General features: G+C 39.2%; 21 protein-coding genes. 17 read left to right on the top strand and 4 right to left on the bottom strand.

Annotation, left to right across the window (positions count from 1 at the left end; genetic code table 11):
- Positions 1-356 precede the first annotated feature (356 nt).
- From ORNRH_RS03370 to ORNRH_RS03330, 8 genes are all read left to right on the top strand, one after another.
- Entirely contained in the window at positions 357-1223 is an 867-nt protein-coding gene (locus tag ORNRH_RS03370) for a M23 family metallopeptidase (RefSeq protein ID WP_014790504.1), read from the top strand.
- A gap of 14 nt (positions 1224-1237) precedes the next feature.
- Entirely contained in the window at positions 1238-2728 is a 1491-nt protein-coding gene (locus ORNRH_RS03365) for a GH3 auxin-responsive promoter family protein (RefSeq protein ID WP_014790503.1), read from the top strand.
- Positions 2728-3366: a nicotinamide riboside transporter PnuC gene (gene pnuC, locus ORNRH_RS03360; protein ID WP_014790502.1), complete on the top strand. Its 639-nt coding sequence runs from the start codon at positions 2728-2730 to the stop codon at positions 3364-3366. Before ORNRH_RS03365 ends, pnuC begins: the two co-directional genes overlap by 1 nt.
- Positions 3335-4048: a RadC family protein gene (gene radC / locus ORNRH_RS03355; RefSeq protein ID WP_014790501.1), complete on the top strand. Its 714-nt coding sequence runs from the start codon at positions 3335-3337 to the stop codon at positions 4046-4048. Before pnuC ends, radC begins: the two co-directional genes overlap by 32 nt.
- A 276-nt stretch (positions 4049-4324) precedes the next feature.
- Complete coding sequence (locus ORNRH_RS03345) at positions 4325-4708, top strand: HU family DNA-binding protein (RefSeq protein WP_014790499.1); 384 nt, start codon at positions 4325-4327, stop codon at positions 4706-4708.
- A 159-nt stretch (positions 4709-4867) separates the two neighbouring features.
- Positions 4868-5260 carry a DUF805 domain-containing protein gene (locus ORNRH_RS03340; RefSeq protein ID WP_014790498.1) on the top strand — a complete coding sequence of 131 codons (393 nt, stop codon included), beginning with the start codon at positions 4868-4870 and terminating at the stop codon, positions 5258-5260.
- Between the two features lie 243 nt (positions 5261-5503).
- The gene (rpsA, locus tag ORNRH_RS03335; protein WP_014790497.1) at positions 5504-7291 is read left to right on the top strand and encodes a 30S ribosomal protein S1; all 1788 of its coding nucleotides are present in this window, start codon (positions 5504-5506) and stop codon (positions 7289-7291) included.
- A gap of 202 nt (positions 7292-7493) precedes the next feature.
- Positions 7494-8129: a hypothetical protein gene (locus ORNRH_RS03330; RefSeq protein WP_036601214.1), complete on the top strand. Its 636-nt coding sequence runs from the start codon at positions 7494-7496 to the stop codon at positions 8127-8129.
- 262 nt (positions 8130-8391) lie between these two features.
- On the opposite strand, the gene ORNRH_RS03325 is transcribed toward ORNRH_RS03330, so the two are convergent.
- Complete coding sequence (locus ORNRH_RS03325; protein ID WP_014790495.1) at positions 8392-9318, bottom strand: dihydroorotate oxidase; 927 nt, start codon at positions 9316-9318, stop codon at positions 8392-8394.
- A gap of 91 nt (positions 9319-9409) precedes the next feature.
- Here ORNRH_RS03325 and pyrF point away from each other — a divergent pair, with 91 nt between their 5' ends.
- From pyrF to ORNRH_RS03305, 4 genes are all read left to right on the top strand, one after another.
- Positions 9410-10759 (top strand): orotidine-5'-phosphate decarboxylase, encoded by a 1350-nt coding sequence (gene pyrF, locus ORNRH_RS03320; RefSeq protein ID WP_014790494.1) that lies wholly within the window; start codon positions 9410-9412, stop codon positions 10757-10759.
- Between the two features lie 738 nt (positions 10760-11497).
- Positions 11498-12142, top strand: a complete 645-nt coding sequence (locus ORNRH_RS11535; protein WP_014790493.1) for a hypothetical protein — start codon at positions 11498-11500, stop codon at positions 12140-12142.
- Positions 12143-12165: 23 nt separating this feature from the next.
- The gene (locus ORNRH_RS11530; RefSeq protein WP_014790492.1) at positions 12166-13902 is read left to right on the top strand and encodes a DUF5977 domain-containing protein; all 1737 of its coding nucleotides are present in this window, start codon (positions 12166-12168) and stop codon (positions 13900-13902) included.
- A 13-nt stretch (positions 13903-13915) separates the two neighbouring features.
- Entirely contained in the window at positions 13916-14311 is a 396-nt protein-coding gene (locus ORNRH_RS03305; protein WP_014790491.1) for an HU family DNA-binding protein, read from the top strand.
- Positions 14312-14487: 176 nt separating this feature from the next.
- Here ORNRH_RS03305 and mtgA read toward each other — a convergent pair whose 3' ends face one another.
- From mtgA to purH, 3 genes are all read right to left on the bottom strand, one after another.
- Positions 14488-15153 carry a monofunctional biosynthetic peptidoglycan transglycosylase gene (gene mtgA / locus ORNRH_RS03300; RefSeq protein WP_014790490.1) on the bottom strand — a complete coding sequence of 222 codons (666 nt, stop codon included), beginning with the start codon at positions 15151-15153 and terminating at the stop codon, positions 14488-14490.
- Positions 15154-15254: 101 nt separating this feature from the next.
- Positions 15255-16511 carry a phosphoribosylamine--glycine ligase gene (purD, locus tag ORNRH_RS03295; RefSeq protein WP_014790489.1) on the bottom strand — a complete coding sequence of 419 codons (1257 nt, stop codon included), beginning with the start codon at positions 16509-16511 and terminating at the stop codon, positions 15255-15257.
- A 49-nt stretch (positions 16512-16560) separates the two neighbouring features.
- Positions 16561-18072, bottom strand: a complete 1512-nt coding sequence (gene purH / locus ORNRH_RS03290; RefSeq protein ID WP_014790488.1) for a bifunctional phosphoribosylaminoimidazolecarboxamide formyltransferase/IMP cyclohydrolase — start codon at positions 18070-18072, stop codon at positions 16561-16563.
- A 149-nt stretch (positions 18073-18221) separates the two neighbouring features.
- Between purH and ORNRH_RS03285 the strand changes: the two genes are divergently transcribed.
- The 5 genes from ORNRH_RS03285 (at position 18222) to ORNRH_RS03265 (ending at position 21939) form a co-directional block, all read left to right on the top strand.
- Positions 18222-18569, top strand: coding sequence for an MmcQ/YjbR family DNA-binding protein (locus ORNRH_RS03285; protein ID WP_014790487.1), 348 nt, complete (start codon positions 18222-18224; stop codon positions 18567-18569).
- 83 nt (positions 18570-18652) lie between these two features.
- Positions 18653-19312: a CBS domain-containing protein gene (locus ORNRH_RS03280; RefSeq protein ID WP_014790486.1), complete on the top strand. Its 660-nt coding sequence runs from the start codon at positions 18653-18655 to the stop codon at positions 19310-19312.
- Positions 19305-20201, top strand: a complete 897-nt coding sequence (locus tag ORNRH_RS03275; protein WP_014790485.1) for an NAD kinase — start codon at positions 19305-19307, stop codon at positions 20199-20201. Before ORNRH_RS03280 ends, ORNRH_RS03275 begins: the two co-directional genes overlap by 8 nt.
- Positions 20202-20338: 137 nt before the next feature.
- Positions 20339-21184: a type IX secretion system protein PorG gene (porG, locus tag ORNRH_RS03270; RefSeq protein WP_014790484.1), complete on the top strand. Its 846-nt coding sequence runs from the start codon at positions 20339-20341 to the stop codon at positions 21182-21184.
- Between the two features lie 8 nt (positions 21185-21192).
- Positions 21193-21939 (top strand): isoprenyl transferase, encoded by a 747-nt coding sequence (locus ORNRH_RS03265; RefSeq protein ID WP_014790483.1) that lies wholly within the window; start codon positions 21193-21195, stop codon positions 21937-21939.
- Positions 21940-21946: the final 7 nt, after the last annotated feature.

Here is a 21946-nt window from a genome sequence, read left to right as displayed (position 1 = left end):
GTTTTTACCCACATTGCGCAAACTTTTAGGCTTAATGCCCAAAATTTTGAATCGTTAAGCGAAATTTTTATCCATCGTGCCTAAAATTTTCAATGATTAAGCCAAATTTTTAGGCTTAGTATCCAAAATTTTGCGTGATTGGGCTAAATTTTTGCCCTTTGTATCGAAAAATTTCTCTGTTTTGATTAAAAATTTCTCTTCCGAAGAGAAAAGTTTTATGCCGATAGCCTAAAATTACTTCTCAGCAGAGAGGAGATTGGCTTTATCCCAAGCTTGATAAAAGGTGATGAAAAAATAATCAAAAAAAATCGGAAAAAAAGCCTTATTTTTAGATATTTGCAACACAAAAATAGTCCGTGGAAAAACCAAGAAAAAAATTTAGACCAAAACTTACCGATCATTACAGTTTTCAGATTAAAGATTTAGATACTAAAGAGACCATGCTTTCGTACAAATTAAATGTACTGAATGTCTTGCTCCTATTGGCGTTTTTCACGCTATTTATCATTGCTGCAACCTTTGTGGTCATGCGCTACACACCGCTCAAAAGCTACATCGTTCCCGAGCAAAATACCCCCGAAACGGTTTATAAAAAACAATTGCTAGAGCTGAACGAAAAGCTTATAGCCATAGAGGATTCCCTGCAACATCACCAGCGTTACATCGAATCTGTGCAGGCGGTCGTTGGCGGGAAAATCAAAGCCGAGCATGTGGATAGCTTAATGGCAAAACAAGAAAAAATTGCCTTAAATTCGGATTATTTAAAGCCCACGGAGCAAGATTCGCTGTTCCGTTTGCAAATAGCGCAAGAGGAAATGGACGCTTTGAGCAAGGCTAAAAAACAAAGCAATGTGCCGCTGTACTTTGTGCCAGTGAAAGGTGTTTTAACTAGCAAGTATGATTTAACCGAGAAACATCTAGCCGTAGACATTGCCGCCAAAATGGGCGAAAGCATTAAAGCCATAGAAGCAGGAGATGTTGTGCTATCTGAATGGATTCCAGAAACAGGATACACCGTGATTATTCGTCACCCAAACGATGTGATTTCGATTTATAAACATGCCTCCAAAGTGTTTAAGAAAACAGGCGATGTGGTAGAAAAAGGCGAAGTAATCGCAGAGGTCGGAAACTCGGGCGAGCAAACCACAGGGCCACACCTGCATTTTGAGCTTTGGGTGAGAGGCAAAGCCGTAGACCCCGAAGAATACATAAATTTTAATTAAAAATCGACACTCCAATGTTGAAATCTTTTATTGCAAAATATTTAGCTAAATTCATTACTAAAAAAGAAGATAAATGGCAGGCTAATGCCGAGCAAGCCCAGCAAAAGCTTTTTTTAGCCATGGTAAAAAAAGCTCAAAATACCGAATTTGGTAAAATTCATCACTTCAGAGAAATAAAAACCATAAAAGATTTTCAGGAGCGTGTGCCATTGCAAGATTACGAAACGCTTAAAAGCTACATCGACCAAATCGTTGAAGGTAAAGAAAATGTACTCTGGCCAGGCAAGCCGCTTTATTTTGCCAAAACTTCGGGCACCACTTCGGGTACCAAATACATTCCGATTTCCAAAGAATCGATGCCATATCACATAGAGGCGGCAAGAAATGCCTTGCTATATTACATCAAAAATAGCCAAAATGCGAATTTCGTAAATGGAAAAATGATTTTCTTGCAAGGAAGCCCCGAGCTGGAAGAAAAAAACGGCATAAAAGTCGGTAGGCTTTCTGGGATTTCGGCGCATTTTGTCCCCAATTATTTACAAAAAAATAGAATGCCCTCTTGGGAAACCAATTGCATCGAAGATTGGGAAACCAAAGTAGATAAAATCGTGGAAGAAACTAAGCACGAGAATATGACACTCATCGGCGGGATTCCGCCATGGCTGATTATGTATTTTGAACGATTGCAAGAAAAAACGGGCAAAAAAATCAAACAAATATTCCCTAATCTGCAATTGATCGTAACGGGCGGTGTGAATTATGAACCCTACCGACAAAAGATGAACGAGCTTTTGGGCGGAGCGGTGGATGTGATTCAAACTTACCCCGCATCGGAAGGTTTTATTGCCTACCAAAATCAATTAAATTCAGAAGAATTGTTGTTGCTTTTGGATAAAGATATTTTCTACGAATTTGTACCTGTGGATGAGATTGGAAACGAAAATCCGACTCGTTTGACGATTGGCGAAGTAGAGCTCAATAAAAATTACGCCGTGATTATGAGTACCATGGCGGGGCTCTGGGCTTATAGCATAGGTGATACCGTGAAATTTGTGTCTAAAAATCCTTACAAAATTGTGGTTTCTGGCAGAATTAAACATTACACTTCGGCATTTGGAGAGCATGTGATAGGGCAAGAGGTAGAAAAAGCTCTAGAAAATACATTGAAAGAATTTCCAGCCTTGGTAACGGAGTTTCATGTGGCACCCGAAGTGGCGCCAGAGCAGGGCTTGCCATACCACGAATGGCTCATAGAATTTGAGCAAAAACCTGAAAATATGGAACAATTTGCCGAAAAATTAAACCAAGAAATGTGTGCACAAAATGTGTATTATGATGATTTAATTCAAGGCAAAATCTTGCGACCTTTGGTTTTAACAACTATTCAAAAATCGGGATTTAACGAATATATGAAAACCCAAGGAAAACTGGGCGGACAAAACAAAGTACCACGCCTTGCCAATGACCGAAAACTTGCCGAACCTCTAAAACAATGGGCTGAATAATGGACACTTTGTACGATTTTTTTCTTTCGCCTTATGCCGAAGCCACTTGGCAAGATATTTTATTAGAAGTTACGGCAGTAATTTTTGGGCTTTTAAGTGTGCTTTTTGCACGAAAGGGTAACATTTGGGTGTATCCTACGGGGATTATTAGCACCATGATTTATGTATATATCTGCTACACGGTAAGGTATTACGGAGATTTAATTATCAATATTTACTATACCATGATGAGCGTGTATGGCTGGATTCTCTGGGCAAATATAAGCGAAGATTCCTCGTTAAAAATCACTTGGTGTAAAGCCAAAGATTGGGCAATTGCACTTGCAATCACGATACTTTCGATGGTGTTTGTGGTGGGCGTGTATATTTATTTCGACAAATTTGAATCTTGGTTAAATTATGTCGATGTGCTTACCACGGGCTTAGCCTTTGGCTCTATGTGGCTGATGGCTAAAAAGAAAGTCGAAAATTGGCTAGGCTGGTTATTGACGGATTTAATCTCTGTGCCGCTGTATTTTGCTAAAGGTTTAGGATTTACGGGCATTCAATTCACAATTTTTCTTATCTTAGCTTGGCAAGGATATCAAATCTGGAAGAAAGAAGCCAATGAAGGAAGAGAAACGAGAAAGACTATTTGAGACAAAACCACTGAACGAATGGGCAGAAGATGATCGCCCGAGAGAAAAATTAATGCTAAAAGGCAAAGACGCTTTGTCTGATGCCGAGCTTTTGGCAATCATTATGGGCAGTGGCAATCGAGAAGAAACCGCAGTGGATTTAGCCAAGCGAATACTACAAGATCATCATCACAATTGGAACGAGCTCGCCAAGCGTTCGGTTTCTGAGCTTAAAAAATACAAAGGAGTGGGAGAAGCCAAGGCAATTGGGATCGTTTCGGCACTTGAAATCGGTAGGCGACGAGCCAAGCAAACCCCCGTGCGTCGCCCACAAATCAAATCCAGCCAATCTGCTTATGAATATTTGAGGCACGAGCTAGAGGATTTGCATGTAGAAGAATTTTGGGTATTATTTTTAAACCAATCCAATCGAGTGATTGCCGCACAAAAAATCAGCGAAGGGGGCATTGTGGGAGCTTTGGTAGATGTGCGTGTGCTGTTCAAAAAAGCCATCGAAATGTATGCTACCGCCGTTATAGTGGCACATAATCACCCAAGCGGAGCACTCCATCCAAGTACAGAAGATTTGCAAATAACTGCTAAAATTAAAGAAGCAGGAAATGTGCTAAATATTCCGATGCTTGATCATTTAATTATAGCTCAATCAGGATATTATAGCTTTGCAGATGATGGGCAGGTGTGATGGTTGTCTTTAAAATAAATTTGGAAGTAAAAGAGAAAAGTTTATATATTTGGCGAAAATTAACTAGAAAAAAATTGTAATATTCAAAAAAATGTTTAAACACACACACACACACACACACACACACACACACACACACACACAATTAAACCTTAAAAATATAAGCATCGCAAAAGTAATTTTTGCGAGAGAATATAATATGTCCCCTGCACAAAATTTCATGAAATTTTGTGCAGGGGATTTTTTTGTGTCTAAAAAAGTTAAAAAATAAATAAAATGCCAATTAAGTACAAAGTAATTCAGAAAGGGCAACCCGGAGTTGCCGGTGGAGGAGAAAAGAAATATTATGCCTCTGCGAATTTAGTGGGCGAAAAGACGCTCGCAGGATTGACCAAAGACATTGAGAAAATTTCTACCGTAAGCGGTGCCGATATTCGTGCGGTGCTATATGCATTGGTAGATGTAATGCAAGCCGCGCTGGAGGAAGGTAATGCGGTACGCCTCGGTGAGTTAGGTAGTATGCGCGTGAACATCAGTAGTGAGGGGAAGGCGAAAGAGGAAGAAGTAACGGCGGCGAGTATCAAGGGTGCAAAAGTGATTTTTACGCCAGGTAAGGATTTGAAAAAAATGTTGAATAATCTAACCTACGAAAAGCTCTAAGCATCGCCTGAAAAAAAACACGCGTGTTTTTTGGAAAAATGTAGTGTGTTTTTTTAAAAAACACGCGTGTTTTTCGGAAAGCGATAGTTATAAAATTAAAATATAAAAAAGGGGAAGCCGAAAACCTTATAGAGTAGGCAATTTTTTTAAATATAAATTATGGATTTAGATGGTAGAATGCGCAGACATGTTTTTTTTCCAATATACATTTCTGTTATTTTGATAAGTTTAGGTTTGAAAATGATTGATGATACTTCTTCAAGTTTAATAACACTATTGATTATTTTATTGTTGTTGTATATAGTTAAATCAATAAGTGTTATTCTTAGATTACATGACGCTGGGTATAGTGGATTGTGGTGGGTTTATCTTTCTTTAATCCCCGAGGTTTTATTCATAGCTATTTTGTTCTTTTGTTATATTTTTAATGTTGATGTAGCAGGGGGACTTTTAATAGTTTTATCATTATTGTTGATAGTTCCACCTATCTTTCTCCTAGTTTTATTGGTTAAACCAAGTGAAAGAAAGGATAATAAATGGGGGAAATATTAGATGTGAAAGATTGAGCCTGTTCTCAGTAAATAAAAAAGGCTAAAAAATCTTTATCCCCCTTTACCCCGCTCAAAAAGAAACATTTATCCAAAAATACTTTAATAATCAAGAATTAAATGTATCTTTGCACTCGTTTAAGCGAAGGGGAGTAAACATTTATAAACTAAAAAGTTAAACACTTATCATTAAGGTATTTCGCTCTAAGCTCCCGATACATTTAATGATAATACAAATTTTTTTACTATGTCTGAAGAGACTAAAAACAAATTACAGGCGGAACAAAACTTGTTAAACGCCAACATTTCACCAGAAGATTTCGATTGGGAAGCCTTTGAAAGCGGTTTGAACGAAGAAGATCGCAAAGAAAAAGCTGAATTGGAGGAAATGTATGAAAACACCCTTGAAGAACTAGACGAAAATGTTGTGTTCAAAGGGAAAGTAGTGCGCATTACCGACAAAGAAGCAATCGTAGACATCGATTTCAAATCTGAAGGTGTTATTTCTTTGAACGAATTCCGTTACAACCCAGATCTTAAAGTAGGCGATGAGGTAGAGGTAATGGTAGACCAAAGAGAAGACAAAAACGGGCAATTGCAACTTTCTCACAGAAAAGCAAGAACCCTTAACGCTTGGGCTCGTGTGAACGAAGCCAACGAAACTGGCGAAATCGTAACGGGTAACATCAAAGCAAGAACCAAAGGTGGTATGATTGTAGATGTTTTCGGTTTAGAAGCATTCTTGCCAGGATCTCAAATCGATGTGAAGCCAATCCGTGACTACGAGCAATTTGTAGGAAAATCAATGGAATTTAAAGTAGTGAAAATTAACCCAGAATTTAAAAATGTGGTAGTTTCTCACAAAGCCTTGATCGAGGCAGATATCGAAGAACAGAAAAAAGAAATCATTGGTCAGTTAGAAAAAGGTCAAGTATTAGAAGGTGTGGTTAAAAACATCACTTCTTATGGTGTATTCGTAGACTTAGGAGGTGTTGATGGATTAATCCACATTACAGATCTTTCTTGGAGCCGTATCAACCACCCGAACGAAGTGGTAGAGGTAGACGACCAAATCAATGTTGTAATCTTAGATTTCGACGAAGATAAAACAAGAATCCAATTAGGTGTTAAGCAATTAGAGCCACACCCATGGGAAGCTTTAGATCAAAATGTACAGGTAGGAGACAAAATCAAAGGTAAAGTAGTTGTATTAGCAGACTACGGTGCGTTTGTAGAAGTAGCTCCTGGTATCGAGGGGCTTATCCACGTGTCAGAAATGTCTTGGAGCACTCACTTGCGTTCAGCACAAGATTTTGTACAAGTAGGTGATGATGTAGAGGCTGTAGTATTGAGCATCGACCGCGAAGACAGAAAAATGTCTCTTGGTATGAAACAACTTACTCCAGATCCATGGACAGACATTACTGCTAAATACCCAGTAGGTTCTAAACATGTAGGTACTGTTCGCAACTTCACAAACTTCGGTGTATTTGTAGAATTAGAAGAAGGAGTAGACGGATTAATCTACATTTCTGATCTTTCTTGGACAGAAAAAATCAAACATCCATCTGAATTCTGCAGCGTAGGAGATAAGTTAGATGTTGTAGTTCTAGAACTAGATGTAGAAGCTCGTAGATTGAGCTTAGGACACAAGCAATTAGAAAACAACCCTTGGGATGAGTACGAAACTAAATATGCAGTAGGTACTGAGCACACAGGAGTTGCATTCAATGTATTTGACAAAGGAGCAAAAGTAGAATTCGAAGATAAAGATATCGAGGCGTTTGCACCAGCAAGAACACTTGACAAAGAAGACGGAACTCGCGTAGCACAAGGAGAATCAATCAACTTTAAAGTAATTGAATTCAACAAAGAATTCAGAAGAATCGTTGTTTCTCACACAGCTACTTACAGAGACGAAGAAATGAAACAAGTGAAAAAACAACTAGAAAGCCAAAATACGCAAGAAAGAGCTACACTTGGTGATCTAGATGAGCTTGCAGCATTGAAAGAAAGAATGGAAAACGGAAAGTAATTTTCGGAAATTGTTCATATTATTTAAGGCTTCTTTTTCAAGAAGCCTTTTTTTTATGTTTTGTAACTATCTGGAAACTAAAGAAAATAACTGATCTATTTTGTTTTTGAATTAATTTTTTTACTAACTTTGTTTATAATTAACAAAAAATAAAATTATGAGAAAAACACTTCTATTTTCAGTTATCTTTTGTGGGTGTAGTATGTTTTCTTTCGCCCAAGAAGAAGGAAGGGTAGGAATTAATACAGATTCTCCTACCGAAAATTTAGACATAGTAGGCACGCTGCGTGTGCGTAACTTACCAGAAAGTGGGGTTGGAAAGATAATAGGTACTTCTCAAAACGGGGAACTGTCTACGGAGAAGCAAACTTTCAGAGCTACCAAAATGGTTGTGGCGGATTCGCATGGCGTTCTCGGAACGGCAGAGCTAAGTGAATCTACGGGATTAAATAGTTTAAGCCTTTATAGTAGTAGTGTGAATACAGATAACGAAAACGTAACTGTAGATTTGTCTAAATCTAATGCTAGGGTTTTTGTGATCAATGATGTTTCAACAAACGATCAAGGAGGTAATATGACGACAGTTGTCTTGCCTAAAAATAGGAACACGCCTAATGAAACGAGAATAATTAGACTGATGATTATTCCTGTGAATGGAGGTACATCGGGGGGATTACAAATACAACCTGTAGGGAATGAGGATAATTTTAACCTTCAGGCTGCTCAGATTCAAGATGGAGTAGTCCTTATTGGGGATAATGTAAATGCTCGTTATTCTACTATTTATACATTTGTGGAATATAACGATAAGTGGTATATGAGTGTTGGGGATTTATGATATTAAATTTGGATTAATATTTTGAACGAAGTGCCTTATGTTTTGTGAGGAAACGCAAGCACTTTTATCAATCTAAAAATTTTCAAAACACGACTTTTGTCATTATTGATAAAAGTCACCTAGCTTGTTGATGGGAGATAGGCTGAAATATCTAAATTTGCCAAACGAAAAGCAAACATCTTTTCATAGTTGATAAATAATTGTTTTTATAGTGGTTAATAAAAAATGGGAGCAGCTTTTGCTAGACTCCCGTTTTTTTTTGTTATAAACTTTTTAAATTTCCTTTAAATTCCGAAATGCTATTATAGCCCTTGGCTTGCATAATATCTTGTAGCTCCCTTAACAGTCGATCAAAGACAGGTGTGCCTTCTTTCATCAGTTGGGTTCCCACTTGTACCATGGCAGCGCCGCACAAAATATGCTCAAAAACATCTTTTCCCGATTCCACGCCACCGCAACCAATTACGGCAATTTCAGGTTTTAATAATTGATAAAACTTGCGCACATTGGCAAGTGCCGTAGGTTTTACATAAGCTCCACCCAAGCCACCAAAACCTTCTTTTGGTTTTATCACAACACTTTCGCTATCGGTATCGATGAATAATCCATTCCCAATGCTGTTGATACAAGTTACGAAATCTAACGGAAATTGATTTAAAATCGCAGCCATTTGCTCGAAATGCACCATGTCGAAATACGGAGGAAGTTTCACACCAAGTGGTTTAGTATAGAAAGCAAAAACCTTTTCAAGCACTTCTTGGGTGCGTTCAAAATCGTAGCCCGTTTGTGGCTTGCCAGGAATGTTAGGGCAAGAAAGATTTAGCTCTACGATAAAATCGCCGTCGGTTTCTTGCAAGCGTTGGAGCATGGCAAGATTATCTTCAAGGCAAATTCCCGCTAGCGATAAAAAGATGGGCTTTGTCTTTTCGTTCTTCAGACAAAAATCTAAATAAAAATCCAGTCCATTATTGGGCAATCCCATTGAATTGATACTGCCTAATTCCAAATCCACATAGCGTGGGCTTGGGTTCCCTTCGCGTGCGGCAGGCGTGGTGCTTTTGGTTACCATCGCGCCCGAAGCGGATTGTAGTAAATTTTCCAGCTCGTCGAGTTCCATACATTTGGCACCCGAGGCATTCATTAAACAATTAGAAAATTGATGTTGTGCAAAGTGTGTCGATAAATCCATTAAAAATTACTTTAAAAATCGGGTGTAAAATTACAAAATCCTTTAACTTTGCTCAAATCAATAGTACAAAAAAATCAAGGCAAATTTTACTATGAACACAAAAGAGGATTTTTTACTTAGAGCCTACGAATTAGGCATCATTAAATTTGGGAGTTTTACACTGAAAAGCGGTATCGAATCGCCTTTTTATGTAGATCTGCGCCCGCTTGCATCGAGCCCACAGTTGTTAAAAACATTATCAAACAATCTTTTGCAATTGGTAGACGATCGCTCGCTGGAGCTCATCTGCGGGGTGCCTTATGCGGCACTTCCTATGGCGACTACCATGAGTTTGGAAAGTGGGATTCCGCTTATTATTAAACGAAAAGAAAACAAGGGCTACGGGACTAAACGCATGCTCGAAGGGGTGTTTAATCAAGGGCAAAATTGTCTTTTGGTAGAAGATGTGATCACTAGTGGTAAAAGTTTGATTGAAACCATAGAGGAGGTAGAAAAAGAAGGGCTAAAGGTTACTGATATTGTCGTGGTGCTAGATCGTGAACAAGGCGGTAAAAAACTTTTAGCTGAAAAAGGCTACCGTGTACAAACACTTTTCACCATCAACGAAGTAATAGATATTTTGCACAAATATCACCGCTTGAGCGATGAGCAAGTGGCAAGTATCAAAGAATTTTTGAACAATCCGCCAGAGGCTCCAGTCAAGAAGCGTGTGCGCTATGAGGATAAAGAAATCAGCCACCCAGTGGGGAAAAAGTTGATTGATATTGCACTTAGAAAAAAATCAAATTTGATTGCTTCTGCCGATGTTACTACCACCGAGGAGCTTTTAAACCTAGCTGAAAAAATCGGGGATAAAATCGTGGCTTTAAAACTCCACACCGATATTATCACGAATTTCACAAGAGAGTTTGTAGAGGAAATTAAAAAATTAGCCCGAGAAAAAGATTTTGTAATTTTTGAAGATAGAAAATTTGCCGACATCGGGAATACTCAAGATTTGCAGTTTAGACAAGGGATTTATCGCATTGCAGATTGGGCAGATATGGTAACGGCGCATGTGATTGCGGGCGAAAAAAGTTTGGAAGTTTTCGGTACTACGGGCGTGGCTTCTATTGTAGAAATGTCGTCTGCTGGTACCTTGACAGATAATTATTATATCTCTAAAGCCTTGAATGTTTCGCAAAAATCTGCACAAGTCTTTGCCGTAGTGGCACAACGCCAAGTGCCAAACGATTTATTATTGCTCACACCTGGAGTGAATTTAAGCGTAAAAGGCGATAACAAAGGGCAGCAATATAACACGCCAGAAAAAGTGTTCCGTGATTACCATACCGATTTTATGATTGTGGGACGCGGAATCTACAAAGCCACAGAACCAGAAAAAGTAGCCGAAGAATACAGACAGCAAGGCTGGGCGGCTTACGAAGCAAGTTTGAAATAAGTTTTAAAATGAAAAGAACACCGCCTTTAGGGCGGTGTTCTTTTGTATAAGCTTTAGAGGGGAATGGTGTATTTTAACACAAAACATGCTTGCAGTTCCTAAAACTTTTTATAGCTTTGCCTCAATTCTATGAAACAGTGTGTACAATATATAATGAATTATGATAAGTTTAACAACTTTTTTTTGCCTAGCTCGAGAAAAAGTGTAAACACACACACACACACACACACACACACACACACACACACACACAGTATAATTGTGCGTGTATAGTTTACTTTCAACTATTTGTATTTGCAAGTAGTTTACCATTCATTTTAAAGATAAAAAACAGTGGTGCTAGCTTGTTGCTGGCTATACTATATTGTATAAAAAGACTAAAGCCAAAGTTCCGTTTAGGAGCTTTGGCTTTTTTGTTATGTACATCTTTTTATCTCCCTATAAAGAGATGTTTTTGCAGTGCCCTACACTGTAAAATACTTCTTTTCATACACTCTCATGGAACGAGCTTCCTAGTAGAATGTTTTTTTTCATACTTAATTTTTCTAGCTAAACAGCTAGGAAAGTTGTTATGTGATGTTCGCTATGAGAATAGCCGACAATCGTTTTTAAGTTTTGGCCTTGCTGTGGAAATCCCCTAACTCCACGGTAAGGCTTTTTTTATGAAAGCAAGGGGAATAAAAAAATAATAACAGAGACAAATATAAACAGAATAGAAACTTTTTAAAATTAAATTTTATGAAAAAGACAATGTTAAGCTTAGGAGTATTCGCCTTGATGGGCTTGAGTACTCAAGTATTTGGGCAAGTAGAAACAGCTACGGAAGGTCCTTTGAGTAAAGATGCAGTAGGGATAAATACAGATGAGCCTACCGCAACTCTGGATGTTAACGGGGGGGCGCGTGTAAGGAAAGCGAGAGCAGCCGTATTGCCAGAATCTAAAGTGAAAGCCACCGAGATTTTGGTAGTAGACAAAGATGGAAACTTGTTGCGCTTACCAATTAGTGCGACTACCTTAGCAGATTTAGTGAAAGATACTCCTGCAGCAGGAGGTGGCACTGGACCAAGCACACCAGGGGGAGCAACTGGCAAAACGCCATTTACAGCGCTTACAGGAAACATAAGAATTGTAGAGCACATTACAAAAGCGGAATGGGATGAGCCAAATACTTTTTGTTTAGTTCAGACAGGTAAACAATTTGCGGAGCTTCCAGAGCCCAAGCCATTTGAGGGAAGAGTAATATCAATTAATAATCAATCAGGAACTAAAATAGGATTTAAAGGAAGTAATGTTCCCGAAAATGCGACAACCCTAATGCCAGGACATGGAATGATGATCATGTCCAATGGAGAAGCTTGGTATATGATAGGTGGAGGCTATTAATAATTTCAAAAAATAGAATAGAGATGAAATTAAAAGTATACTTTTTTAGTCTTATAGTGCTTGGGATATTGAGCCTTCAAGCACAGATAAAAGTGATTCAAAAGCCAGAAGAGTCCATTTGGGGTGAAAATCCTTTTTTAGATGCCTCAGGATATACTGATTTTGAAAATAATGTAGGTAAAGGGATTTATTTTCCAGAAACAGATTTAACGACTTGGGAGTTTAAACTGGATAATGTGAATCCTGGTAATTTTTCTACTTATTTTAATGGGCTGTTGGTTTTTAATAAAGGAACAGGGCAGACGATTTCAGACCCTCAAAAGGGAGGAAAGCAAGTGAATGTAGTGCCAGGTTTTTATTATTTTTATAATCCGAAAGGTGTACAAAACCAAAGTGTAGCAGAAGGGAGTTGGCTTCCCATATCAACAGTTGCCAATGCTGCTCCAGGTACAGGAGGCAATCCAGGGGGTGGGGGGGCTCCAAGTAATCCTGATGCTAGACTAACTGTTGAGTCAGCAGGGTTTGATGGGGTTTATGTGGGTGGAGAAGCCACGACCTCTTCAAATAAAGTTAAGTTTAAATTGGTGAATAAAAGTCTGTTTAGAATAAATCAAGTAGATTTATCAAAGGCAGTAACTGTGAGTAATGCGAAAAATAGCGGAGGAAGTACTCTAGGAATAGCTAAAGGACAAAACACATCGGTGTCTTTGAATGGTGGAGAGGAAAGAACTTTGTCATGGACATTTGTGGGGACTCCGAAAGCAGGTGAATTGAAAGCTGTATTTGATATTGCAGGTTTGCATGCGGAACAAAGTATGACCGTTGTAAAAGGAACGGCTACTTTTACCAATCCAAGCATTACAGCGAATGTAGTTTCTATTAATTCTGCAGGGGCAAGTGTTCAAGGAGTAATAGATAATAACAGCCATCGTTTGGCCATAGAAATACCTTATACCAATGGAAAAGGAGCTTATGATGCTGTAAGTGTAACAAAAGCTTCTGCAAAAGGACAAGGAGGGGATATAAATGATTTAACACTAAAAATAGCAGAAGGCTCTTTTAGCGGTAGTGGTAATTTAACGGCAAGCATAGAAGTGGGAGGAGATGGAGTGTATCAAGTAAAACAAATGCCGGCAGGGCAATCGTATACTATCGCCACCTTCCCCGTAAGCATGGGGAGTTCTACCTTTACTGTAGAAGTAAAAGGTTTCGGAGGGTACACCTCAACACAAACTCAATCTTTTAATAAAAACTTTACAAGAAACAATTGTAGTAGTGGCTATTATGGAACCTCGGTAAACTATAAAAAAGAAGCGACAGCTACAGCAGTGAGTGGAATTAGCCAAGCAGATGCTGAAAAGAAAGCAAGAGAAAAAGCCTTAGCAGAAGCTAAGAAGTTAGTAAGTGATGGCGGACAAAATCATGCTAACCAAAATGGACAATGTAAAAAAAGTAGTAGCTCTGGAGGTGGTGGTGGAACACAACCTCCTAGGAGATTTTATTATACTATAGGTGTTACATGTCATGCAAATGTTGTAGCTCAAGATGGAGCTTGGACTATGTTGCACGATTCTTATAGCTCTTCATATTCTTCTTCAAGTGCAGACACATTTCTTCAGGAGGGGTATAGCAGTAATAGAGCGGATGCCTTGAGAGATGGAGCAAGAAGAATGAGAAGGGAATATGAAAGAGAGGGGTATAGATTTGCTTATGGAGACCCTAATTGTAGCGTAACTTTATATCCATCGGGAGGCTATTAAAAATAGAGTAATTATGAGCATAAAATACAATGTAATTCAGCGTAGAAACCCAAGCAAGCCAGGGGAGCCACAAAAATACTATGCCGTGGTGGCAAGCGATGGAGAAATGGATATAGACCAGCTCGTTAAGCAAATCGAGAAGTTTTCGGCACTCAGCGAGGCAGATATTCGTGGCGTTATCATTGCGCTAGAGAATGTAATTCAAGACGCCTTGGCAGCGGGCAAAATCGTTCGTTTAGATAAGCTTGGCTCGCTCTATGCCACTTTAAGCAGTGGAGCGGCAGATACAGAGAAAGATTTTCATTCGGGCTTAATCAAAAAGGTAGGCGTAAACTACCGCCCAGGCAAGCGTATCCTAGATAGCATGAAGGCAGCAGGCTTTGAAAAAGTAGCCAAGCCTAAAGCTTAAAAAACATTATTATTTATTCCTTTTTAAGGAAGAGGGAACCTCTATTCATGAGGTTCCTTTTTTTTGTGCCTAAGTATCTCCCAACTCTTTGCAAAGACTTGGGGAAGTGTGTGCGAAGAGTTTGTGAACTCTTCGCAGAGAGTTGGTAAACTGTGTGCAAAGAGTTGAGGCAGGCGTTAGGGCGTGTTCACAATCTCGCTCAGAGCCCTATCGCCTTTCAAGTTTCGCACTTGGCGCAGAATCCATTGTCCGCGTTTTGAGATGTAGGCACTTGGCGGGTTTACATTGTATTTTTTGGGATTGGGCAGGCAGGCAATGATGCGTGCCGTCTCGGTAGGCGTGAGCTGTGAGGCGTTTTTCTTAAAATAATATTGCGCCGCTGCCTCTATGCCATAAACGCCTTTGCCCATTTCGGCATTGTTGAGGTAAACTTGCAAAATACGCTCCTTGCTCCACAGCGTTTCGATGATAAAGGTGCAGTAGGTTTCCAATCCTTTTCTAATCCAAGTGCGCCCTTGCCACAAAAATACATTTTTGGCAGTTTGTTGCGAAAGGGTGCTCCCGCCACGCAATTTCTTGCCCGCTTTGTTTTTCTCGTAGGCGGTTTTAATTTCTTTAAAATCAAAGCCATTATGAATGGCAAAATTCTGGTCTTCTGCTGCAATTACAGCCCATTTAGCACTAGCCGGAATTTCATCATAAGCGAGCTGTGTTCTGGAGAAACCATAAGATAAATTGCTCAGCTGTGTAATGGTGATAGGTGGATTTATAAAGATTAAAATCAGGGCATAAACCCAAGGAATGAGCAGTAGAAAAATGAGTATTTTTAGTATTTTTTTCATGGGTTAAATCATGTTATAGTGGCACAAAAATAGAAAAACGCCTTTGTTTATAAAAGTAACAAAAGCGTTTTTAAATATGTTTTGGTTAAAAATCAGCGAGATTATATCTTCCCGATGTCTTCGCGATAATATTCATAATCAAAATTGATTTTATGGATATTTTCGTAAGCCACTTTTCTGGCTTCTTCTAGCGTAGCGCCAGTTCCCACCACATTGAGCACGCGCCCGCCTGTGGTGTAGATTTTTCCACTTTCTTCTCTGGCTCCTGCAATAAATACGGGAACATCAACTTTGTTCAATCCTCGGATTTCAAAACCAGTTTCGTAAGTGCCTGGGTAGCCACCGCTCGCCATTACTACACAGCAAGCATGTTCGTTTTTCCATTTAAGTTCAATGTCTTGCTGGTGTATTGCGGAATCGATGAGGGCTACTAAATCATTCTCCATCAAAGGCAAAAGTGCTTCGGTTTCTGGGTCGCCAAATCGCATGTTGTATTCCAATAGATAAATACCATGCTCGGTAATCATAAGCCCAAAGAAAATAATGCCTGCAAAATGCATTTTTTCTGCCAAGAGCCCTTTTTGTGTTGGGAGCAAAATGTTTTTCTCAAACTCCTTCATGTGCTCATCGGTAAAATGCGGGTTAGGAGCCACTACGCCCATTCCGCCCGTGTTGAGTCCTGTTTCGCCTTTTCCGATTTTCTTGTGGTCTTTTACAGGCAAGAAAGTTTTAATTTCTTTATGGTTAAAGATAGAAAGCACAGAAACTTCCACACCTTTTAAGTATTCCTCGATTACGACCTCGTTGCCTGCTTCGCCAAAGGTTTTGTCTTCCATGATTTTGCGCAAAGTAGTTTCGGCTTCAAAGTTGTCGTGCACGATGATCACACCTTTTCCTGCTGCCAAGCCACTGGCTTTGATCACGATAGGGAATTGTGTGAGCTCTTTTACATAATCTCTAGCGTCTACAAAATTGTTGAAACTTTTGGCAAAAGCCGTGCGCACGCCGTATTTCTCCATAAAATCTTTGGCAAAAGCCTTGCTGCCTTCCAATTTAGCCGCACGCTTATCTGGACCAAAAATTCTTAATTGATTGGATTCAAACAAGTCTACAATACCTTCTACCAATTCTGCTTCTGGACCTACAATCGTTAAGTCTATATCATTTTGTTGAGCAAAAAGCATTAAGCCATAATTAGATTCAGCTACGATGTTTTTTCCAATTTGTTCGGTTCCAGCGTTTCCTGGCGCAAAGAAAAGCTCGCAAGAAGGGTGGTCTTGTTTAATTTTCCACCCGATGGCGTGTTCTCTTGCGCCGTTTCCTACGATGAGTATTTTTTTGTAATCATTTGCATTCATACTTATTGTGTTTTAGAATTATTGATAATTATTGTTTAGATTTTTTGATTTAATGTAAGAAATGTCTCATACCGCTGATGATCATCGGGATTCCGTGTTCATTAGCCGCGTCTATGCTCTCTTGGTCGCGCATGCTTCCTCCTGGGTGAATCAAGGCTGTAATGCCTTCTTGTGCTGCATAATCTACCACATCTCTGAATGGGAAAAAGGCATCGGAAGCCAAAACTAGATTTTCTTGTGTTTTTTCCTTTGCACGCTGAATCGCCTGCTGTGCTGCCCAAATACGATTAGTCTCGCCTGTGCCCACGCCTAGAGCTTGTCCGTTTGTGGCAACCACGATGGCATTGCTCTTTACATGTTTCACTACTTTCATGGCAAATTCCAAATCAGAAAGTTGCTTTTCGGTAGGTTGTTTTTCGGTTACTACTTTAAAATCATTGCTAAACGATTTGTCGATTTCTTGCACGAGCAATCCGCCATCTACTTGCACGAGTTGCATTTTATCGCTTAATGGATTTTTAATTTCAATCACGCGCAAATTTTTCTTTTTAGCAAAAACTTCCAAAGCCTCTGGCTCAAAGCTCGGTGCAGCAACGATTTCAAGGAAAATCTCGTTACATTTTTCTGCCACTGCTTTTGTTACTTTTTTATTAAAAGTTACAATGCCACCAAAAATCGAAATCGGGTCGCAGTCGTGTGCTTTTTGGTACGCTTGCAAAATATCATCATCTAAAGCCACGCCACAAGGAGTGCTATGTTTCACCGCACAACAAGCCGTTTGGTCGAACTCGCAAACTACTTTCCACGCCAAATCCAAATCGCGGATGTTGTTAAACGAAAGCTCTTTGCCTTGGTGTTGCGTAAAGTTTTTCAATGCACCATTGGCAAAAGTCGAAGTGTAGTAAGCTGCCGCTTGGTGCGGGTTTTCGCCATAGCGCAAGTCAAACTCTTTTTGGAAAGAAATACTATAATAGGGTGGAAATGGGTCGTTCAGCAATTTTTGAGCAATAGCTGCATCATATGCCGAGGTGAGATTAAATACTTTTCCTGCTAAATTTTTGCGAGTTTCTAAGCTAGTCTCTCCTTGATTTTCGATTTCTTTTTGGACTAAAGCATAATCGTTGTTATCGGTGATCACCGTTACATCAAAGAAAGATTTAGCTGCGGCACGAAGCATTGTTGGTCCGCCTATATCGATAAATTCCACCAATTCTTCCATAGATAAGTCCTTATCGGCATTTTCAAAGAAGGAATACAAATTCACGACAACCATATCAATCGTGCTGATGCCCATATCGGCAAGCGTTTGCATATGTTGTGGGTCGTTTCTACGCGCCAAAATTCCGCCATGAATGTGCGGGTGCAAGGTTTTTACGCGTCCGTTTAAAATTTCAGGAAATTCCGTAATTTGTGAAACTTCTTTTACATTAATGCCCGCTTCTTTAAGGTGCTTGTAGGTGCCACCCGTAGAAAGAAGTTGGTAGTTTTGGGATTCTAAAAATTGCGCAAAGGCAGTGATGCCTGCTTTGTTTGATACGCTGAGGAGTGCTGTTTTTTGCATTTTGTTTATTTACTTTCAGCAAATATATATCATTTATAGTTAAATGTAAAAGGCTAAAGGCATTAGACTTTAAGTATTTTAAACAAATTACTCACAAAAATATATTTTAATAAATTTTAAAACTATATTTGTTTGAAAATTAGCCAATCATGCACATCGATCAAGTGAGGGATTTATGCTTAAAATTGCCTTTTGCCGAGGAGTCTATGCCCTTTGGCGAGAATTTTTTGGTGTTTAAAATTGGTGGAAAAATGTTTGCACTTCTCTTTTTAACCCCAGGCAGAAGGTGGATTAACCTAAAAGCCGAACCCAGCGATGTTTTAAAGTTAAAAGAAGAATTTGCTACCGTGATGCCCGCCTATCACATGAACAAAAAACATTGGATTTCGGTGAATTTTGAAGAAATATCGCCCCGAGATTTAGCTGATTGGGTGCAGCAATCTTATGATTTAGTTAAGGCTAAGCTCCCTTTAAAAATTAGAAAAAACTTGATTTAGAAATTTCTTATACTTCCTATTTTTGTTTGGTGAGGCAAAAAGTAGTAATTTGGCCCCAACTTAAAAAAAAGGAAAGAAATTACATGACCATTGCACCTTATATTTTAAATGACTTGCCACCCCTAGCCTTAGAGGATACGCTAGCGCAAGCACTCGATGTGCCTATGGACATGGTGCCGAGCCACCGTGCCGTTGTGTCGCATGGTGTGTGGCAGGGCAATGTGTGCATGGAAGATGTGGAGGAACTTTCCCCGTCTGCACAGGTGCAAGAATTGCGTTTAGATTTTCAAAACTTTTTTGTGGTGCCCAATACTAATTTGATGGACGCCGCAAAGGCATTTCAGAGTTTTGGTGTGAATTATATCCCAGTGATTTCGCCCGAAAATGGTCGGTTTGTGGGGTATATCTTGCGAGAAGACATCTTCAATGCTGTGTGCGAAATGACATTCTTTAGCGAGGAAGGTGCTTGGGTGAATTTAAGAATGCCTACGCAAGACTTTAGCCTAAGCGAAATCACGCAAATCACAGAAGTGAATAATGCTAAATTATATGGTGCTTTTGTGGTGTATATGGACGAGGAAAGTGTAGAAATTTGTTTGAAAATCAAATCGGAACGATTGTCTGATGTCGTGGCAGCTTATGAGCGATATGGCTATGTGGTGAGCTATGAATCAGAGCGAAGCGAACGAACCGATGAGATGATGGAGCGATATAATCAATTAATCCGATTTTTGAATGTCTAATTTTAAAATAGCCCTTTACGGCAAGCGTACCACAACTACCTATTTGGGAGATTTGATTCCTGTGTTTTTAGAAAAAATACGCCAAAAAGGGATTTTATTTCAAATAGAAAAAGAGTTTTACGAGGTTTTAAAAAATATCGAAAATGTCAATTTAGATGGAGTGGAGGTCTTTTCTGCTCACGATGAATTGTGGCAGGATTTAGATTATTTTTTCACCTTCGGGGGTGATGGGACTATACTTTCTGCCGTAACCTTTGTGCGCGATTCGCAGGTGCCCATCGTGGGCGTGAATACGGGTAGATTGGGCTATTTGGCAAGTATTCATAAGAACGATTTAATTCCGAATTTGGAGGCGATTTTTGCCCAAGATTACAACATCAGCGAGCGTTCGCTTTTGGAAGTGCATCGCTCAGACGATGGCACGCTGGAGTGCCCTTTTGCACTTAACGAGCTGAGTGTGATGCGAAAAGAAACCACGAGTATGATTTCGGTGGACGCTTATATTAACGGCGAGTTGCTAAATTCTTTTTGGGCAGATGGCTTAATCATTGCTACGCCCACGGGGTCTACAGGCTATTCTTTAAGTTGCAATGGTCCCATAATTTCGCCCGAAAATAGCAATTTTGTCATTACGCCGATTGCACCTCACAACTTGAATGTACGCCCAATTGTGATTCCTGATAAAGAACATTTAAAGCTAAAAGTGAAAAGTCGTGTTTCGCATTATTCTTTATCCTTAGATTCCCGATTGGTTTCGCTTAAAACTACGACAGAAATCATGGTGAAGCGTGCGAGTTTTGTCGTGAAAATAGTAGAATTAAAACATAATAGCTACTTAGAAACTTTACGCCAAAAATTATTTTGGGGCGTAGATAATCGCAATGCCTAAACATTTGTTTAATAAAATTTGTTAATAGGGGTGACTTGCAAGCATAAATCATTATATTTGTGCGTTAAAGAATATAAATGTAATCTCGAAAGCTTGTCTAAGAGTGAATGAGATAAGTATAAATGAATCTGTACTCTATGAAAAAAATAGTTATAGCATTCCTATTAATTTCAACCAGTATTGCCTTTGGGCAGAGACATGAAGTGGGAGTTTTTCTAGGAGGAACCAATGCCATTTCAGATATTGGTCGCACAGATTACATTAATCCATTGCCCAAAAAAGTAAATGGGAGTTTTAAAATTCCAGCTACTTTTGGTGTGCTTTATCGTAGGAATTTAAATCCACAACAATCCATAAGATTAGGGCTTACTTATGCGTCTTTTATGGATTCGGATCTCTTGGCGGTAGAAAATTATCGTCGCTATCGAGGAGCCAGCTACACCAATAGCTTGCTTGAGCTATCAGCGGTGTTTGAATACAATTTCTTTCCCATCAATTATGAGCAGCGTTCAGCACAATCGCCTTATATCTTTGCGGGAGTAGCAGGTTTTTTGCACCCAAGACCTAAATATGATATTTACTTTCAAAACTTTGAGAATCCAGCAAATAGAAAGGGCTATGAGACGATTGTAAAGAAAAAGAATGGACAGCAATTGAGTATGAGCGTTCCATTTGGCGTGGGGTATAAAGTGAAATTCGACTGGAATTGGATTTTAGGATTTGAGGTAGGGTTCCGTCCTACATTTGTAGATAATTTAGATTTGGCTTGGGTAGAAGAGTCTGATGTGGAAACTTTTAGAGAAGAGGGCTTAACCTATGCAAATGGCGTGCTCACGCAAGAGCAATTAAACGCCGATTTAGAAAGAAAAACCAAAGAAATTATAGAAAAAAGACAATTAGGCGATGCCAAAAACGATTGGTATGTATTTACAGGGTTTACTTTGACATATACCTTTGGACGCCCTGCATGTTTCTGTGATTAAAAATGAAAATGAGTAAAAGTTTGCTTCAAAATATAAATCTCGATAATGTTCCGCAGCATGTTGCCGTAATCATGGATGGCAATGGTCGCTGGGCACAGAAAAAAGGAATGATGCGCACCTTTGGGCATCAAAGCGCGGTGAAAGCCGTGCGCCAAACCATCAAAGCCTGCGAGGATTTGGGCGTTCCGTATCTTACTTTGTACGCTTTCTCAAGCGAAAATTGGAACAGACCCAAAGAAGAGGTGAGTTTCTTAATGAATTTATTGTTTAAAACACTAACCAAGGAGCTCAAAAGCTTTCAAGAGAACAATATACGCTTGCGCACGATAGGCGATTTATCGCGCGTTCCAGAAAAAGCAAGAAAAGAGCTGTTGCTGGTAGAAGAAGAAACCAAGAACAATACAAAAGCTACCCTTACACTAGCATTGAGCTATGGCGGACGCGATGAAATTGTAGAAGCTACGCAAAAAATAGCAAAGGCGGTGCAAGAAAATAAGTTAAGCATAGACCAAATAAATCACGAAACTTTTAAAAATTACTTATATTCGCCAGATATTCCCGATGTGGATTTGGTCATCAGAACCAGTGGCGAATGCAGAATTAGCAATTTCTTGCTTTGGCAAATAGCCTATGCAGAATTGTATTTTACCGAAGTTTTGTGGCCAGATTTTAGAAAAGAAGATTTCTACGAAGCGATCATCAACTATCAAAATAGACAAAGACGATTCGGGAAAACGGGAGAACAAATTAAGTAACGATTGA

Origin of the sequence: Ornithobacterium rhinotracheale DSM 15997 (genome assembly GCF_000265465.1) — a bacterium.
GTDB lineage: Bacteria > Bacteroidota > Bacteroidia > Flavobacteriales > Weeksellaceae > Ornithobacterium > Ornithobacterium rhinotracheale.
Note: the sequence above shows the minus strand (reverse complement) of the source record. Positions and strands in the feature narration are given on the sequence as shown.

Bases quoted from the DNA above. Each gene is read 5' to 3' on its own strand.
- mtgA (WP_014790490.1), bottom strand. From the start codon at position 15,153: ATGAAAAAAATACTAAAAATACTCATTTTTCTACTGCTCATTCCTTGG.
- ORNRH_RS03365 (WP_014790503.1), top strand. From the start codon at position 1,238: ATGTTGAAATCTTTTATTGCAAAATATTTAGCTAAATTCATTACTAAA.
- porG (WP_014790484.1), top strand. From the start codon at position 20,339: ATGAAAAAAATAGTTATAGCATTCCTATTAATTTCAACCAGTATTGCC.
- ORNRH_RS03345 (WP_014790499.1), top strand. From the start codon at position 4,325: ATGCCAATTAAGTACAAAGTAATTCAGAAAGGGCAACCCGGAGTTGCC.
- ORNRH_RS03265 (WP_014790483.1), top strand. From the start codon at position 21,193: ATGAGTAAAAGTTTGCTTCAAAATATAAATCTCGATAATGTTCCGCAG.
- pyrF (WP_014790494.1), top strand. From the start codon at position 9,410: ATGAACACAAAAGAGGATTTTTTACTTAGAGCCTACGAATTAGGCATC.
- ORNRH_RS03340 (WP_014790498.1), top strand. From the start codon at position 4,868: ATGGATTTAGATGGTAGAATGCGCAGACATGTTTTTTTTCCAATATAC.
- radC (WP_014790501.1), top strand. From the start codon at position 3,335: ATGAAGGAAGAGAAACGAGAAAGACTATTTGAGACAAAACCACTGAAC.
- purD (WP_014790489.1), bottom strand. From the start codon at position 16,511: ATGAATGCAAATGATTACAAAAAAATACTCATCGTAGGAAACGGCGCA.
- ORNRH_RS11535 (WP_014790493.1), top strand. From the start codon at position 11,498: ATGAAAAAGACAATGTTAAGCTTAGGAGTATTCGCCTTGATGGGCTTG.
- pnuC (WP_014790502.1), top strand. From the start codon at position 2,728: ATGGACACTTTGTACGATTTTTTTCTTTCGCCTTATGCCGAAGCCACT.
- rpsA (WP_014790497.1), top strand. From the start codon at position 5,504: ATGTCTGAAGAGACTAAAAACAAATTACAGGCGGAACAAAACTTGTTA.
- ORNRH_RS03305 (WP_014790491.1), top strand. From the start codon at position 13,916: ATGAGCATAAAATACAATGTAATTCAGCGTAGAAACCCAAGCAAGCCA.
- ORNRH_RS03275 (WP_014790485.1), top strand. From the start codon at position 19,305: ATGTCTAATTTTAAAATAGCCCTTTACGGCAAGCGTACCACAACTACC.
- ORNRH_RS03325 (WP_014790495.1), bottom strand. From the start codon at position 9,318: ATGGATTTATCGACACACTTTGCACAACATCAATTTTCTAATTGTTTA.
- ORNRH_RS03280 (WP_014790486.1), top strand. From the start codon at position 18,653: ATGACCATTGCACCTTATATTTTAAATGACTTGCCACCCCTAGCCTTA.
- ORNRH_RS03285 (WP_014790487.1), top strand. From the start codon at position 18,222: ATGCACATCGATCAAGTGAGGGATTTATGCTTAAAATTGCCTTTTGCC.
- purH (WP_014790488.1), bottom strand. From the start codon at position 18,072: ATGCAAAAAACAGCACTCCTCAGCGTATCAAACAAAGCAGGCATCACT.
- ORNRH_RS11530 (WP_014790492.1), top strand. From the start codon at position 12,166: ATGAAATTAAAAGTATACTTTTTTAGTCTTATAGTGCTTGGGATATTG.
- ORNRH_RS03330 (WP_036601214.1), top strand. From the start codon at position 7,494: ATGTTTTCTTTCGCCCAAGAAGAAGGAAGGGTAGGAATTAATACAGAT.